This is a genomic window from Streptomyces sp. NBC_00829 (assembly GCF_045161795.1).
In the GTDB taxonomy this organism is placed as follows: domain Bacteria; phylum Actinomycetota; class Actinomycetes; order Streptomycetales; family Streptomycetaceae; genus Streptomyces.
Window position 1 is genome coordinate 8,119,632 of the sequence record NZ_CP108867.1, and the last position, 15,563, is coordinate 8,135,194.

11 protein-coding genes are annotated in these 15,563 nt (G+C 70.7%); 4 read left to right on the forward strand and 7 right to left on the reverse strand.

What is annotated here, in order from left to right; all coding sequences use genetic code 11:
* Positions 1-11: 11 nt before the first annotated feature.
* From OG293_RS36195 to OG293_RS36215, 5 genes are all read right to left on the reverse strand, one after another.
* Positions 12-209, reverse strand: coding sequence for a hypothetical protein (locus tag OG293_RS36195; protein ID WP_406002977.1), 198 nt, complete (start codon positions 207-209; stop codon positions 12-14).
* Positions 210-316: 107 nt separating this feature from the next.
* Positions 317-1,489, reverse strand: a complete 1,173-nt coding sequence (locus OG293_RS36200; RefSeq protein WP_406002978.1) for a N(5)-(carboxyethyl)ornithine synthase — start codon at positions 1,487-1,489, stop codon at positions 317-319.
* 797 nt (positions 1,490-2,286) lie between these two features.
* Entirely contained in the window at positions 2,287-2,589 is a 303-nt protein-coding gene (locus tag OG293_RS36205; protein ID WP_406002979.1) for a hypothetical protein, read from the reverse strand.
* A gap of 389 nt (positions 2,590-2,978) precedes the next feature.
* A complete protein-coding gene (locus OG293_RS36210; RefSeq protein ID WP_406002980.1) occupies positions 2,979-4,445 on the reverse strand; it encodes a glycoside hydrolase family 1 protein in 1,467 nt (488 codons plus the stop codon).
* Positions 4,446-4,488: 43 nt separating this feature from the next.
* The gene (locus OG293_RS36215) at positions 4,489-5,130 is read right to left on the reverse strand and encodes an ATP-binding protein (protein WP_406002981.1); all 642 of its coding nucleotides are present in this window, start codon (positions 5,128-5,130) and stop codon (positions 4,489-4,491) included.
* A 226-nt stretch (positions 5,131-5,356) separates the two neighbouring features.
* Here OG293_RS36215 and OG293_RS36220 point away from each other — a divergent pair, with 226 nt between their 5' ends.
* From OG293_RS36220 to OG293_RS36230, 3 genes are read left to right on the forward strand one after another with little or no spacing between them, the layout of a single operon-like run.
* Positions 5,357-6,670 carry an extracellular solute-binding protein gene (locus tag OG293_RS36220; protein WP_406002982.1) on the forward strand — a complete coding sequence of 438 codons (1,314 nt, stop codon included), beginning with the start codon at positions 5,357-5,359 and terminating at the stop codon, positions 6,668-6,670.
* The gene (locus OG293_RS36225; protein WP_406002983.1) at positions 6,657-7,646 is read left to right on the forward strand and encodes a carbohydrate ABC transporter permease; all 990 of its coding nucleotides are present in this window, start codon (positions 6,657-6,659) and stop codon (positions 7,644-7,646) included. The genes OG293_RS36220 and OG293_RS36225 overlap by 14 nt, the downstream gene beginning before the upstream one ends.
* Positions 7,646-8,458, forward strand: coding sequence for a carbohydrate ABC transporter permease (locus tag OG293_RS36230; RefSeq protein ID WP_406002984.1), 813 nt, complete (start codon positions 7,646-7,648; stop codon positions 8,456-8,458). Before OG293_RS36225 ends, OG293_RS36230 begins: the two co-directional genes overlap by 1 nt.
* On the opposite strand, the gene OG293_RS36235 is transcribed toward OG293_RS36230, so the two are convergent.
* Entirely contained in the window at positions 8,436-11,357 is a 2,922-nt protein-coding gene (locus OG293_RS36235; protein WP_406002985.1) for an AAA family ATPase, read from the reverse strand. The two genes, OG293_RS36230 and OG293_RS36235, sit on opposite strands and share 23 nt — an antisense overlap.
* A 140-nt stretch (positions 11,358-11,497) precedes the next feature.
* Positions 11,498-11,929, reverse strand: a complete 432-nt coding sequence (locus OG293_RS36240) for an ATP-binding protein (RefSeq protein WP_406002986.1) — start codon at positions 11,927-11,929, stop codon at positions 11,498-11,500.
* Positions 11,930-12,572: 643 nt separating this feature from the next.
* Here OG293_RS36240 and OG293_RS36245 point away from each other — a divergent pair.
* Entirely contained in the window at positions 12,573-15,560 is a 2,988-nt protein-coding gene (locus OG293_RS36245) for an AAA family ATPase (protein ID WP_406002987.1), read from the forward strand.
* Positions 15,561-15,563: the final 3 nt, after the last annotated feature.

Below are 15,563 nucleotides of genomic sequence, written 5' to 3' on the forward strand. Positions count from 1 at the left end.
GACCACGAAGATCACGATCTACGGCTGGCAACCAGCCCATCCTCACCGATCCTCCCGAGGCACACCATCTCGCTCAGCGGCCGGTACTCGAAGCCGATCAACCCGCACGAGATGCCAGTCTCACCGAGATCGACCGCAATCTGGGCGGGTACCTCGGGTGAGTCCTTGTCGCCCGCACCGACCGGCACGCCGACGAACTCCTGTGGCATGCGCAGGTCTTGGAGAAGCGGGCCGCCTCGGAGGCGGTTCCCGGTGTGCCACCGCGGGCGCGGACCTGGCCTTTGCCCACTGCGCGGGCCAGAGCCTGCTTGATTGACTAGACCTCTGAGGTCAGCGGAGTCGCCGGGAGCTCGGGAGCGTGGGGGTAGGTGGCTGACCGGTGCTGGAAGGAGAGGATCTTCGGGTTCTGGACGACGCCGTCGCGGATCTCGATGGCCCTTCTGACCGTGACGTCGGAGTCCCATGCCGCGGGGCCGCTCATGACCTTGCGCAGGTAGGGAAGGAGCGCCTCGCTGATTTCCCAGGTGGCGGAGTTCCACAGGTGGGACGGGCTGTGATCCACCGCGTAGTAGTGGCAGCCAGACCCCACCGCGTGCATGGGCTCGCCGAAGGTGGTCGGGCGGGCCCATTCGAAGCCCATGCCCTCGTCGCAGGCGACGTCGATGAAGAAGGTCCCCGGCCGGAACAGGGCGAGTTCCTCGTCGGTGACGAACATGAGCGGTGCGTCGGTGTCCTGCAGGACGCAGTTGACGATGATGTCGAACCCGGCCAGGTACTCCGCCAGCGGCACGGAACCGGACGCGGTGAACGCCCGCAGGCGCGACGGATCGTCCTCCTGCTCCTCGAAGTGGCCCATCACGACCGAGGGCATCGGCGAGGCGACCGCTGCGGCGGCGCGCTGGGTGAGCACCGTGACGTCCGAAACCCCCATGGCGCCCAGGCCCGTGACCGCTCCGCGCGCCGTGGCGCCGAAGCTGATGACCACCGCGCGCAGGCGGCGCCCGTAGCTGCCGGTCAGCCCGCCGAGCTGCAGGGCGTGCAGCACCGAGCAGTAGCCGGCGAGTTCGTTGTTCTTGTGGAACACATGGACGCTGAAGGCGCCCGTGGAGGTCCAGTGGTTCATGGCTTCCCAGGCGATGAGGGTCAGCCGCCGGTCGATGCCGGTCTGGGTCATCTTCTCGTCCTGCACGCAGTGCGGCCATCCCCACAGCACCTGGCCCTCGTGCAGCTCGGCGATGTCGTCGTGCATCGGTTTGGGCAGCAGCAGGACGTCACACTCGGCGAGGAGTTGCTCGCGGGAAAGCAGGCCGGCCACGAGTGGTCGTAGCGCGTCGTCGGCAACGCCGAACCGTCGGCCGTAACCCTGTTCGAGGAAGATCCTCTCGCGTACGTCCGGGGCGATCCGGTCGAGGTGGCGCGGGTGCAGCGGCAGCCGGAACTCGTTCTCCTTGTGGGAAGAGGCGAGTACTCCGAGACTCATCAGGCTCATGTGGGGCGGCTCATTTCCGACCGGCCGCGATGTGCTCCGGCCTTGCCGTTCCCGAGGGCGACGCCGAAATGGATGACAGCGTGCGAGGTGCGCTCGGTACCACCACCGTACTCCCGTCCCGGCCTCGGAACGCCCGTGGTCGTCCTCTACTCCTTGCCGAGGCGAGCGAAGGGCCTACGGGATGGTGGCCACGGCGGAATCACGTGCGACGCAGATACTCAGCATGCTTCTGCGCTGGCGGGTCCGCCGCCGAGCCGTGACCGGCGAGATCCTGAACCGTGCTGCCCGGCGCGCGCCCGGCCTCGAAGCCGGCCCGCCGGGCAGCACCAGCTTTCTGCTCCGGCTGAATCTGCCGGGGGAGTCAGGGGAGGCATTGGCCGTCGGCGAGGTTGCGGCACCCAGCCGGTCTCTCGCTCGCCGGGGTCTGGCCGCGACCCGGGCTGCGTCTCTTGTTGCGCGTCTGAGACAGCTGACCCGCACTGTCCGGACACGAAAGCGTCGCGCTGCGGGTCGACCTCGCTCTCGACGATGCCGGAGACATCCGCCTGGATGGTGACGCCGCGGCGCTTGGCCCGCGCGGTGAGGAGCTCGTGCGTGCGCGCCCCGATCCGGACGTTCAACTGTTTCTCAGGACCGCGTGCAGGGTCACTTTGACCTCGCGCTGCACTTCTTCTGCCAAGGCCAGTTGAGTGCCTTCGCGGCATCCGGGCCGTCCTTCCTGCCCGACTGCTGGGGCCGGCAGCACCTGCCGCCTCTGGTCCTGGATGCAGGCGGGATCAGAGGCGACAGGTGTCCTGTCAGACGGTGGTGGCCACCCAGCCGACGGTCTCGGTCGCGTGGCGGCCGTCACTGCGGACGTTGGCGTTGACGTTGACCTCGTTGAAGCGGATCAGGAATCCCTCAGGAGTGACGTCATGGAGGCGGATACCGGGCGTCTCCGGGCCGTTGAACGTCTGGGTCTGAGCCAGCACGATCACCTGGGATCCGCTGGGAAACGGGGTGGGGAAGTCGACGCGGGTGAAAGTGGAGGTGTTCCCCCCACGCGTCTCGATGGGCTGGTTCGACGACAGGTCGACCTTTCCGGTCTGGACCATGGACATGTGTGACTCCTTGCGGCTTCGGATTGCCAACGTCACCGACGGCGGCCGCAGGCGTCCTTCCCTGGGCGGTATTCACCCATTCGCCCGTCACTCCATCGGATGATCGCTCATCAGCCAATGCGAGCGGATTCGACGCAAACACGCGCTGACACCCGCCGTCCCACGAAGTGTCAATTTCTCGCGAACATTCACGTCCAAGCCCTGAAGGCGGCCCAGAACACCTGGCGTTCCCTCGTCGAGTGGCGTAACTGCTGCTGATGCGGATGCAGGTGTACCTCGCCTCCGCCTCGCGGCGGGGGCGGGCTGGCGGGCCGCTCGGAGGAGACCCCTGGAAGCCTGACCGGCAGGTGGACGGGTTGCCCGGGCTCGGGGCCCGCTCCCGCCTGGGCTCAGGCCACCGCGTTCGCCGCGATGACGTCGCGGTACCACAGGGCGCTGTCCTTGAGGGAGCGCCGCTGGTTCTCGAAGTCGACGTGGGTGATGCCGAAACGCTTCCCGTAACCGAAGCTCCACTCGAAGTTGTCGAGGAGCGACCAGACGAAGTAGCCCCGCAGATCCACCCCGGCGGTGATCGCCTCATGGGTCATGGCCAGATGGGCGCGCAGGTAGCGCACGCGCTGCGGGTCGTGCACCCGGCCCAGGTCGTCGGCGCCGTCGTCGTAGGCGGCGCCGTTCTCGCTGATGATCAGGGGGATGGGCGGGTAGTCCTCGTGCAGCCGCAGCAGCAGTTCGTACAGCCCGCGTGGCTGCACGGCCCAACCCATGGCGGTCCGGGGCAGACCTTCCGGCTGATGGAACTCCACGCCGTCGGTACCGGCCCACGGGCTCGCGCCTTTCTCGGTGACGCCGGAGCGCGGGCGGGCGGCGCCCGCCCACGGCCTCGGCACGCTCGACGGCTTCGCGGCGCCCACCGTGGTCGGGGTGTAGTAGTTCACCCCGAGCAGGTCGATCGGCGAGGCGATCACGCGCTCGTCCCCTTCGTGTACGAAGCCCCAATCGGTGAGATGGCGGATGTCTTCGCGGACGTCCGCCGGGTACCCGCCGAGCAGCAGCGGCTCGATGAACATGCGGTTGAGCAGCCCGTCGATGCGGCGCGCCGTATCGGAGTCGGCCTCGCTGTCCGTGGCCGCCGTCACCGGTGACAGGTTGAGCGCGACGGAGAGTTCGTGGTCGCCGCTGAGTGTGGAACGCAGCGCCTGCACCGCGAGTCCGTGCCCGAGCAGCAGATGGTGCGCGGCGCGAAGGGACAGGGCGGGATCCGTCAGGCCCGGCGCGTGTACGCCGGCCGCGTGGCCCAGGAAGGCCGCGCACCACGGCTCGTTCACGGTTGTCCACAGCGCGACCCGGTCTCCAAGCCTGTCGGCGACCGCCTCGGCGTAGTCGGCGAAGCGTGCGGCCGTGTCGCGGGCGCCCCAGCCGCCGCGGTCCTGGAGCGCCTGTGGAAGGTCCCAGTGGTACAGGGTCAGGACCGGATCGATTCCGCAGCTCACCAGCGCGTCGACGAGACGGTCGTAGAAATCGAGCCCGGCCGCGTTCACCGGTCCCGCTCCGGTCGGCTGGACGCGAGGCCACGACACCGAGAAGCGGTACGCGTCCAGGCCGATGCGCCGCATCAGCTCCACGTCCTCGGCGTACCGGTGGTAGTGGTCGGCCGCGATCTCGCCGGTGTCCCCGTTGCACACGACGCCGGGGCGCGCACAGAAGGTGTCCCAGATGGACGCGGCGCGGCCGTCCTCGCCGATGGCGCCCTCCACCTGGTACGCGGCCGTGCCGGCGCCCCACAGGAAGCCGTCGGGGAAGGTCAGGCGCTCGTCGGGAGCTTCCGCTGCGGCGCGGTCCGACGCCGTTGCGCTCACTTGTGGGCCCTTCTGGTGTCAGGGGTGCAGGGGTGCTGGTGTTTCAGGCGGCGCTGTAGACGGCGTCCGATGCCAGGGGGCGGGCCGCTTCGGGACTCTCGTACGTCCCTGCTGAGCACCCGCTCTCGTACGGGCACACCATGCGGGGTGCGTCCTCGGTGCCCGCGGGCGTCAGGATGTCCGCGAGGAGGCCGGGGAACTCGGCCCAGACGGTCTTGCCGCCGTCCCGGTGGCGCTCGACCGCGATCGTGCCGCCCAGCTCCGCGGCGAGGAAGCTCGCGATGGCCAGGCCACGGCCGCGCTCCGCGTCCTTGGACGCGTAGGCGACGGCGGGGGTCCCGGGGTGTTCGTCGCCGACGCCGAAGCCCAGCTGCCCCTCCGCCCGGACCTCCATGGTCACGACGATGCGCGGGGTGAGCCCGCCGGCGTGGCGTACGGCGTTGGTGACCAGTTCGGACGCAACCAGCTCGACGGCTGCGAGGGCATCGCCGTCCGACGGCAGACCCCACGCCCGCAGGGTGTCCGCCACGGCATGGCGTACGGCCGGGACCACCGCGTCGGCGGCGAGCACCGAGAGGCTGTGCCGGTGTCGGACGGGGGCGGGGCGCGCGGATGCGAGCGTCCTACCTGCCGCAGCCGACCGGAAGGACATATACCGCTCGTCGTGGTCGCTGGTCTGGAACATGGGCCTCTCCGTTCCTTGGCGGGCCTGGGGGTCCAGGTCCGGGAACCCAGGGCATCTCCCACGGTGCTCCCCGGCGTGTGCCAAGACATCGGCCATCCCGCCAGTCCCCGGCATTGCGGGCATGCCGCTCGGGGATCACGCAGGGTGACTGTGACGCGGAACATTACTCATGGGGCATCGCGGTATATGGTGCGACATATCGCCCACCTGTCACGGAAGTGGAAGCATGGCATCACTGCGAGCAGCCCACCGGGCACGGCGTGCAGGCACTTTCCGGCTCGCACTCCTCGGCACTGGGGCGGCGGTGTGCACGGCCGCTCTGCTGGCGGGCTGCTCATCCGGATCAGGTACCCCGGAGGGTGGCAAGACCAAGATCACCGTCGGGGCCTTCGGCGACTTCGGCTACCACGACCTGTACGCCGAGTACGAGAGACAGCACCCCGACATCGACATCGTCGAACGGCTCAAGGCCTTCGAGGACCACCACACGAGCCTCACCGCCCACCTTGCCACCGGGCAGGGCGCCGCCGACATCGAAGCCATCGAGACGGGCTTCATCGCCCGCTTCAAGGCCCGCCCACAGCACTTCGTGAACTTCCTCGACCACGGGGTCGACAACGCGAACGACCAGTGGCTGCCCTGGAAGTGGGACCAGTCCCTGTCCGTCGACGGAAAGAGCCAGATCGGTCTGGGTACGGACGTCGGGGGACTGGCCATGTGCTATCGCCCCGACCTGTTCGAGAAGGCCGGGCTGCCCACCGACCGCAACGCGGTCGCGAGGCTCTGGCCCGACTGGAACGGCTACTTCGAGGCCGGGGCCCGGTACACGGCGCGCGCACCCGCCGGAACGGCGTGGTTCGACGCCGGGAGCAATGTCTTCAACGCACGCATCGGACAGCTGCCCCTCGCGTACTACGACGCCTCCAACCGTCTCATCGTGGACAGCAATCCGGCCGTGAGGGAGGTGTGGGACCAGGTCACCGCCGCGGTGGAGGACGGGCAGTCCGCGGAACTGGCCCCGTTCACCAACGACTGGAACATCGCTTTCCAGAAGAGCCGGTTCGCCACCATCACCTGCCCCTCCTGGATGACCGCGTTCATCCAGGACCAGGCGAAGTCCTCGGCAGGCAAGTGGGATGTGACCACCGTCCCCGGCGACAGCGGCAACTGGGGCGGTTCCTTCCTCACCGTCCCCAAGCAGGGCAAGCACATCGACGAGGCCGTCGACCTCGCCCGCTGGCTGACCGCCCCCGAACAGGAATCCACGATCTTCAAGAAGAGCGGCAACCTCCCCTCCCGGCCCGCGCTGTACAAGGAGCCGGCGATCAAGAACCTGCGCAAGCCGTTCTTCAACGACGCCCCCGTCGGCAAGATCTTCACCTCCTCCGCCCTGAAGCTGAAGCCGCAACCGCAGGGGCCGAAGACGGGCGAGATCATGGTGGCGTTCGTCAATGGCATGGCCCGTGTGGAGCAGGGCAGTGAGAGCCCGCAAGCCGCGTGGAACACTGTCATGGCGGACATCGAGCATGCCGCCCGGTGACGGGCGACAGCCAGAGGCCAAGGCGTCGCAGAGGTCGCAGCCACCGGGCCGTATCAGGCGCCGCCCCAGCGCCGCCTTCCTCGCACCGTACGCGTACGTCCTGCCGTTCTTCCTGCTGTTCACCGCCTTCGGCCTGTTCCCCATCCTGGCGACCGTGTACGTGTCGCTGACGGACTGGAACCTTCTCGACGCCACCGGCACGGGCATCGGATCGGGTGCGCACTGGATCGGCCTGGACAACTACCTGCGGCTCGTGCAGGACCCCTACTTCTGGAACGCCCTGGGCAACACCGCCAGCATCCTGGTGATCGCCACCGTCCCGCAGCTCGCCGCGGCCCTGATCATCGCCCAGCTGCTCGACTGGACCCTGCGTGCCCGCACCCTGCTCGGGATGGGCGTTCTGCTGCCGTACTTCACCCTGCTGGCGGCGGTCACCATCATCTTCGGCGTGCTCTTCAGCCGCGACTTCGGGTTGCTCAACTACCTTCTCGGGCGGCTCGACATCGGGCCGGTCAACTGGCAGGCGGGCCGTCTGTCCTCGCACGTGGCGATCTCCACCATCGTCAACTGGCGATGGACCGGGTTCAACGCGATGATCTACCTTGCCGCGCTGCAGACGGTCCCGCGCGACCTGTACGACGCGGCGGCGATCGACGGGGCGGGGCGGTGGCGGCAGTTCCTGTCGATCTCGGTCCCGTCGCTGCGGCCCACCATCGTCTTCACGGTGGTCCTCTCCACGATCGGCAACCTCCAGCTGTTCACCGAGCCACTGCTCTTCGACACCTCGTCACCGACCGGCGCGACCGGCGGCTCGGACCGGCAGTTCCAGACCCTCGCCGTCTACCTCTACGAGCAGGGCTTCAAGTCGTTCGAGTTCGGCTACGCCTCGGCCGTCGCCTGCGCCCTGTTCCTCCTCACCGGCCTCGCCGTCCTCGTCAACTACGTGCTCATCCGGCGCGTCCGGTCGGACGACTGATGCGCCCCGCCGGACGATGGAGCTACGCGGCGCTGTTCGCCGTCGTGCTCGGCTCGGCGTTTCCGCTGTGCTGGTCGTTCCTGCTCGCCTCGCAGGACAACGAGGCCATCGGGAGCGTGCCTCCCACGCTGACCCCCGGCGGCAATCTGCTGCAGAACGCGACCAGGGTGTTCGGACAGGTCGAGTTCGCGAAGGCCATCGTGAACTCGCTCGTGGTCGCCGGCTCCATCACGGTGTCCGTGGTGGTCTCGTCGACCCTGGCGGGCTTCGCCTTCGCCAAGCTGCGCTTCCGGGGACGGCAGGCGCTCATGATCATGGTGATCGCCACCATGCTCATCCCCGTCCAGCTGGGTGTCATCCCGCTGTACATCCTGATGGCCGAGCTGGGCTGGACCGGCCGGATCCAGTCCGTGATCGTGCCGTTCCTGGTGTCCGCGTTCGGCGTGTTCTTCATGCGGCAGTACCTCGTCCGGGCGGTGCCGGACGAACTGCTGGAGGCCGCCCGGATCGACGGATGCTCCACCACCGGAATGGTCCGCCATGTCGTGGTCCCGGCGGCGCGGCCGGCGGCGGCGGTGCTCGGCCTGTTCACCTTCGTCCAGGCCTGGAACGACTTCCTCTGGCCCCTGGTGGTGCTCACCCCCGAGGACCCCACCGTGCCGGTCGCGCTCTCCGCGCTGGCCAGCGGCTACTACGAGGACTACGCGCTCGTGCTGACCGGCACCGTGATCGGCACGGTACCGATGCTCGTCGTCTTCGCCCTGCTCGGGCGGCACATCATCGGGGAGTTCATGCGCGGCGGGGTGAACTGAGCGGGGCGCCCCGCGCCTGTGCCCCGCCGGAGTGGCTGAGCGCCATCGTGGCGATCTCGACGCGGGAGCGCACCCCCAGCTTGCCGAGGATGTGCGAGACATGGGTCTGGACGGTCCGCCGGGACAGGAAGAGGTCGACAGCGATCTCCGGGTTCGACTTGCCCTCGGCGACCAGGTGGGCGACCTTCAGCTCGGTCGGTGACAGGGCCTCCCATCCGGTGGACGGCCGCTTGCGCGACCCCCGCACGCCGCGCCGGATGCCGAACGGGCGCAGCCGGGTGTCCGCGCGGCGCAGATCCCAGTCGGCGCCGAGCCCTCCGTACAGCTCGGCCGCGGCATTGAGGGTCCTGCGTGCCTCGTCCTGCTCGCCCGCGCGGGCGAGCAGGACGGCGGCGTCCTCCAGGCTCTGTGCGCGCTCGAAAGGCCTGCCCACGGAGAGATAGTGGGCGGCCGCGTCCACGAGCGGGCCCGGATCCGACGAGATCAGCGCACGGCAGCGGTTCGCCGCCGCCGTCGCGCGCGCCGGTACCGCCTCATGCGCGGCCTCCTGCTCGCAGGCGTGGAGCGCGGCACGCGCGGTGGCGTCGTCCCCGAGGCCGTCCGCGAGCCGGACCAGGTCGGGCAGCCACTGGTGGATGAGGGTCATCTGCCCGGGGCGCGCGCTGAGAAGAGGCACGAGCAGGGCGAGGGCGCGCGGCTCGTCGCCGTCCCGCTCGGCGTCCAGCGCCTCGGCCGCGGTCAGGAAGTCCCGGTTCTCCCAGTCGGAGACCGTGATGACGGGCTCGGTCAGCCCCGCGTCCAGGTGCTCACGGGCGGCCGGCCGGTCGTCGCGGTGCCCGGCGATGAGGGCGGCGACACCGTGGTACAGCAGGACGGGGCCGCGTTCCCGCAGGCCGTAGTGGGTCACCTCGGGCCCCTCCGCGACCACCGCGTCCAGCGAGGCGAGCGCGTCGTCCCAGCGGCCGACCCAGAAATAGTGGACGGCGGCGCCGATATGCAGCGCCGCCTGGGAGGGGTCCCCGCGGCGTTCCGCCTCGGCGGCGGACGCCTGGAGGTTGGCCTCGGCATCGGCGAGACGGTCCAGGTTCTGCAGCGTGAACATCCGGTTGTCCAGCGACCAGGAGCGCAGATCCCGGTGGTCCAGGTCGTTTCCGACGACCTCCAGGGCCCGGTCCACCCGCTCCAGCGCCCGCGTGTGGTCCCGGCGGACCGAGTCGACCAGCCACAGCACGCACAGGGCGTAGCCGATGCCGAAACGGTCCTCGGCGGCTTCGGAGAGCGCCAGCGCCTGGCCGGCGCCCGACTCGGCGATCTCGACCTCGCCTTCGTCGGCCCGCAGGAACATGGCGAGCAGAGCCTGGAGCCTGGCGCGCCACATCGCCGAAGGGCCCGCCCGGAGCGCCTGCTCGGTCACCGCGAGCGCCTGCTTGTTGCGTCCCGCGCTGAACAGCACACGGGCGAGGATCCACCGCATCTCGGCGGCGAGCTCCGGGTTACGGGCGTGGGCCAGCATCTGCCACGCCTGCCGCTCGGCCTCCTCGTTGCGGCCGAGCCGGAACAGAGCCTTGGCCAGCGTCGCGGCGATGACCTCCAGCTGGTCGGGTCCGGCCCCCGCATGATGGTCGAGGATGCGCCGCAGCAGATGTACGGCCGTCTCCGGGGCCTGGTGCGTGAGCCGCGCCGCGTTCTCGGCGGTCCAGTCGAGCGCCCAGCGGTCCACGGCGGCGGACGCGGCCAGCAACTGCTCGGCGACCCGCTCGGCCGGAGCGCCGCCGCGCGCCAGGGCTTCGGCCGCCTGCCGGTGCAGCGCCACCCGCAGGGCCGAAGGCATGCTGTCGCGCAGCGCCCGGTGGATCAGGGGGTGGCGAAACCGCAGCAGTGGACCGGACTCGACGACCACCCCCGCGTTCCTGGCGTAGTCCAGCCCGGCGAGCAGCGAGACCGGAGACGTCCCGAGCATGGCCGCCACATCGGCCACCGTGAACTCGTGCCCGAACATCGCCGCCGCCCGCAGCAGCTCCAGCACCTGCGAGGGGAGGAAACCGAGGCGGCGGGTGATGACCGCGGTGAGGGAGGCCGGTGCGCCGTCCGCGACCGCGGTGACCGGACCGGCACGAGCCCCGCTCTCTCGTTCGTGTACGAGGACATCGGCCATCTCGCGGAGGTACAGCGGGTTCCCCGACGCGGCCGCTGCGAGGTTGCGGAGACTGGCGTCGGTCGCCTCCCCGACCAGACTGCTCACCAGCTCGGAGGCCTGGGAGTCGGTGAGCGGGCCCACGGGGATCAGCACGGCGTCGCGGGCCAGCACACTGTCTCTGAGCTGGTCGACCTGCTCGCCCTGCGGCATGGGTCGGCACACCGCGACCAGCAGGAGCGGCAGCTGGTTGACCACCTGGGCCAGGCGATGCCAGGTGAACTGGCTCGCCTCGTCGGCCCACTGCATGTCGTCGATCACCATGACCAACGGAGCCGCGGCGCACAGCTCGTCCACGAGCGCGAGAAGCCCCTCCATGGCGGGCCACAGGGGGTTGGCGATACCGGGAGCGACCGTGCTCGGGCCGCCACGCAGCAATTCGGCGATCATGCCCCTGCGGCCCTCGGGCGACGTACGGGGATCGATCCGGAGGCAGTCGAGCATGACGTGCAGCGGAGAGCGCCGGCTCAGTTCGTCCGCGGTCGCCCACGCCGTCTCACAGCCGAGCGAGGCGGCCTCGGCGAGCCCGGCGGCGACGAGCGAGGACTTGCCGATGCCGGGCTCGCCCTCGACCCATACGGCTTGGCCGTGACCGGCCGCCACGTTCCTGACCAGCTCGCGCAGGCGCTCGGTCTCGCCATCGCGGCCGACGAGAGCGTTGTCGCGGGCGAGGGAGACGTCGTTGGGCACAGCGCGCTGTCCCATGGGTGAAGCCTAATGTGAGGGCTGTGTCGGCATAGGGGGTAATTCGTACCTTTCTTGAGGGGCGAATTGCGGGGAGCGGCTGGGCCTGGGGCCGGGGTGATACGAGGCCGGGGGAGGCAGTGGCACTCGCGGGGCGGGGCCTAGCCGGCTGCTGGGGGCACGTGGATCCAGACGGTCTTGGTGCCGTCGGGGTGGCGCTGGGTGGTGAGGTGCCCCCGCAGTTCCAGCAGCAGGGAGCGGACCAGGGCCAGGCCCCGGCCCCGGGTGGCATCGGACGTGGCCAGGCGAATGCGGGGGCGGTCGCGATGGCGGTCGGTGACCCCGATCCGGAGCCGGCGGCGGGCGTCGGCCTGCAGGGTGACGGTGATGTGCGGGGTCACATGGCCGGTGTGCTGTACGGCGTTGGTGACGAGCTCCGAGACGGCGAGGCGGAGGGTGTGCACGACCTCGCTCCCCGGCGGGAGGCCCCAGACTGCGAGGCTGTCGACGACGGTGCGGCGGGCGGCGGTCACCGCGGCGGGGGTGGCGGGGACCGTGAAGGTGTAGTCCAGGCTGCCGCCTTCCGGGGGCATCGCGATGCCGGTCGGTGCGATGGCGGTGTGTGCGGGTGGGGCGGCGTCCGACGCAGCGGTGCCGGCGGGTGCCGAGGCGGCGGGTGCGGGGACTGAGGCCGCGGGAGGTGCCGTGGAGGCGCCGGGCGCGGGGTCGGGCGCGGCGGAGGGTGCGGTGGCTCTGGACGCCGGCGAGGCGTTCGCGGAGCTCGGGCACCGGGCGCCGGGCTGTTCCGGCCGTTGGGGGAGCTGCCCACGGGAAGCAGGCAGGTGCGGCCGAGCGGCGGGGTCAGGCCGCGCCTGCGTACAGGCCTGGATCTGGCTCATGGCGGTCACTTCCCAAGGGGGCGGCGGTACGGTCCGAATGATTGTCGGTGCGGCTTGTCTCGGCTTTTCTCTGGGTTTGTCCGCACTACCGTGCGACCGCCCGGCCGCGAAAACATCCGCCAGGCCGCTGCGCGGTCCGTCATGTCTCTGTATCTGTCATCTGTATCTGTCGCGGACGACCTGTCGCGGACGATCTGTCGCGCATCGAAGCGCGGTCTTGGCCCGCCCCGAGCGCCGCCTAGACTGGGGGGTTGCGAAGAGCCTGCTCTCGCGTCGGGTGCCGGGGCGGGCCACTGGGCGATTCCGGCCACCGGTGCGGGGGTCGCGGGAGTACACCGTGGGCGCTGATCTGCGCGGGTCGCCGCAACTGGTCGAGCTGATCGGCCGGGCCGCAGAGCTGGACCGGCTGAGGGATCTGGTCGCCGCCACAGTCTCGGGCCGAGGGGCCCTGGTCGTGGTCGCAGGGGAGCCGGGGATCGGCAAGACCGCGCTGCTCGACGCGCTGGCGGCCGAGTGCGAGGGCGCAGGCCTGAGCGTACTGCGTGGCGCGGGAACCGAGCTGGAGCAGCAGATCCCGTTCCAGACCATCCACGAATGCCTCGCATCGGGGCACGGGGAGCACCGGCCGGATGTCGCCAAGGTCATGTCGCAGCTGCGGGCCGCGGGCGGCGAGGCCGCGGCGGGCTGGGAGTCCTCGGTCACCGAAGCGGCCGTGGAAGTTGTGGACGAGTGGTGTGCCCACGGCCCCGGCGCGCTCGTGGTCGATGATGTGCACTGGGCCGACGGCTCCACACAGCTGCTGTTCCAGCGCCTGCAACGGGCGCTGCCCACGCTCCCGCTGCTGATCACCCTGGCAATCCAGCCGGGCGAGCCGCGGTCCTGCTCTGCGGCATCGCCCACCAGGCTCGACCCGGCCGCCGTCCTGCGTGCGCTGCGGGCGGACGGGGCGATCGTGCTGGACCTGGCTCCTCTCGGTGACGCGGAGGTACTCCGGCTGGCCGAACGGCTGAGCGGACCGGCGCATCCCTCTCCCGCGCTGCTCGCGGGCCTGTCCGCGGCGGCCGGGAACCCGCTGTACGTCCACGAGCTGATCTCCGCCCACGAACAGCGTGCGGCGGCACGCGATCGTGAGGCGACGGCCACGGGCATCGGATTCGCACCGGACGCCAGTACCCCCAGTGACCCCGCTGCCCCGACCGACGCCAGTGCCGGCGATGACGCGAGGTCGGCGCTGCCCGGCTCGCTGACCGCGACGATCCTCGACGGCCTCCAGCACCTGCCGCGCCCCACACGGCAGGTGCTGGAGGAGGCCGCGGTGCTGGGCTCGCGGGTGTATCTGTCCGAGCTGGCGACGGTGCTCGGGATGCCCGTCATGAAGCTGTGGGAGGCGCTGAGCGCGCCGGTTCAGGCGGGGCTGCTGGTCGACGCGGGCGACCGTCTGGTGTTCCGGCACGACCTGGTGCGCCAGGCGCTCGCGGACGGTGTCCCCCAGAGTGCGCGTACGGCCCTTCGCGTACAGGCGTGGCAGTCGCTCGCGGCCGCGGGAGCCCCGGTCGAACGGGCGGCCGAGTACCTGGTGCTCGCGGACTCCTACGAGTACCTGCGCATCGTGGACTGGCTGGTCCGGGACGTCGCGGCGCTCGCGGTCAGGGCCCCGGCCATGGCCGTGGAACTGCTGGAACGCACACTGCCGCTCATGGACGGCGACGACCCGCGCACCAGGACGCTGCGCGGGCAACTGGCGCGTGCTCTGCTGCGGGCGGGGGACCCCGCGAGCGCACAGCGGGCGGCGACGCAGGCGCTGGACGCCGGGGGCGGTGTCGTCGTCGGCGAGACGGATCTGCGCTGGCTGCTGGCGCAGAGCGTGTTCCAGCAGGGCCGGGTGGACGAGTCGGTGGCCGTCGCCGAGGCGGCGCTGGCCTCACCTCAGGTCCATGGCGCGACGGCTGCCCGCTTCCAGGCGCTCGCCGCCCAGGGACACTATCTCCTCGGCAATCCGACGCCGTGCGCGCAGGCCGCCCGGCGCACTGTGGAGATGGGAGAGAGCAGCTCGGATCCGTACACGACCGCCTTCGGTCACTGCCTCCTGGCGATCCTGCGCCTGTCTGTACAGGAGTCGGCCGAGGCGCTGGAGCTGGTCGACCGGTCGCTCGTCCAGCTGGCCAACCAGGAGATCAGGCCCGACCTTCAGATGGCCCCTCATCTCATACGCGGTCTCGCCCTGATGGATCTCGAGCGCGGTCCCGAAGCGCACCAGGCCTTCGACGCGGCTCTGCACGACTGCGAGCACGGCGGCAACGTCTTCCTGACGTGGTACCACCTCGGCAAGGCCAGGCTCGGCTACGCCGAGGGCTGGTGGGACGACGCCCTCGCGGAGGTCGACGCCGGCCTGGAGGGCTTCGACGGGCTGGGCCTGGGTCAGAGCCTGCGCAGCCAGGCCTCGCTGATCGCCGTCCACCGCGGTGACAACCGCACCGCCGCACACCTCGCGGACCGATCCACCCTCGCGCACCGACCCACCCTCCTGCACCCGGGCAATCAGCCGGACGACACCCCCGGCGGCCGGAATCAGGAACTCCTGCGCCAGTGGGCGACGGCGCTCGTACGGGAGGCGGACGGTGCTCCCGATCGTGCGCTCGACCTGCTCCTTGAGGTCTGGACCCAGGGCGTACGGTCCCTGCCGCTCGCGTCCCTGCACGCACTCGGTCCCGACCTGGCACGCCTGGCCTCGATGTCCACCGACCCCGGGCTGCTGACGACTGTCGGTGACGCACTCGACGACCTCGCGGCCACCAGGCCGGCGCAGTGCCTGCGGGCCACGGCTCTCCTGTGCCGCGCCGCCGAAGCCCGGGATCCCGACCGGCTCGAGGAGGCGGCGCGGTCCTTCAGCCGCGTCGGCCGCCGCCTTTACGTCGGCTACGCCCGCGAGCAGGCGGCCGTCACGCTGGCGGCCCTGGACAGGAGCGACGAGGCCCGCGCGGAGCTGCACGCGGCTCTCGACGTGTACGGCACGCTGGGAGCGGCGTGGGACGCGCGCCGCGCGGAGGAACGTCTCACCGCGGCAGGCGTGGCCGCCGGCCGACGCGCGAAGCGTTCACCGGGCACGGGCTGGGACGCGCTGAGCGGTACGGAGCGCGAGATCGTGGCCCTTGTGTCACAGGGTTTCTCGAACCCCGACATCGGGGCACGGATGTACCTCTCGCATCGCACCGTCCAGTCCCATCTCACCACCATCTTCAGCAAACTGGGTGTGGGCTCCCGCGTCGAACTCGCTGTCATGGCCCACCAGCGCGAGCCCGGCCCACCCATTGGCACACCCCACTGATGG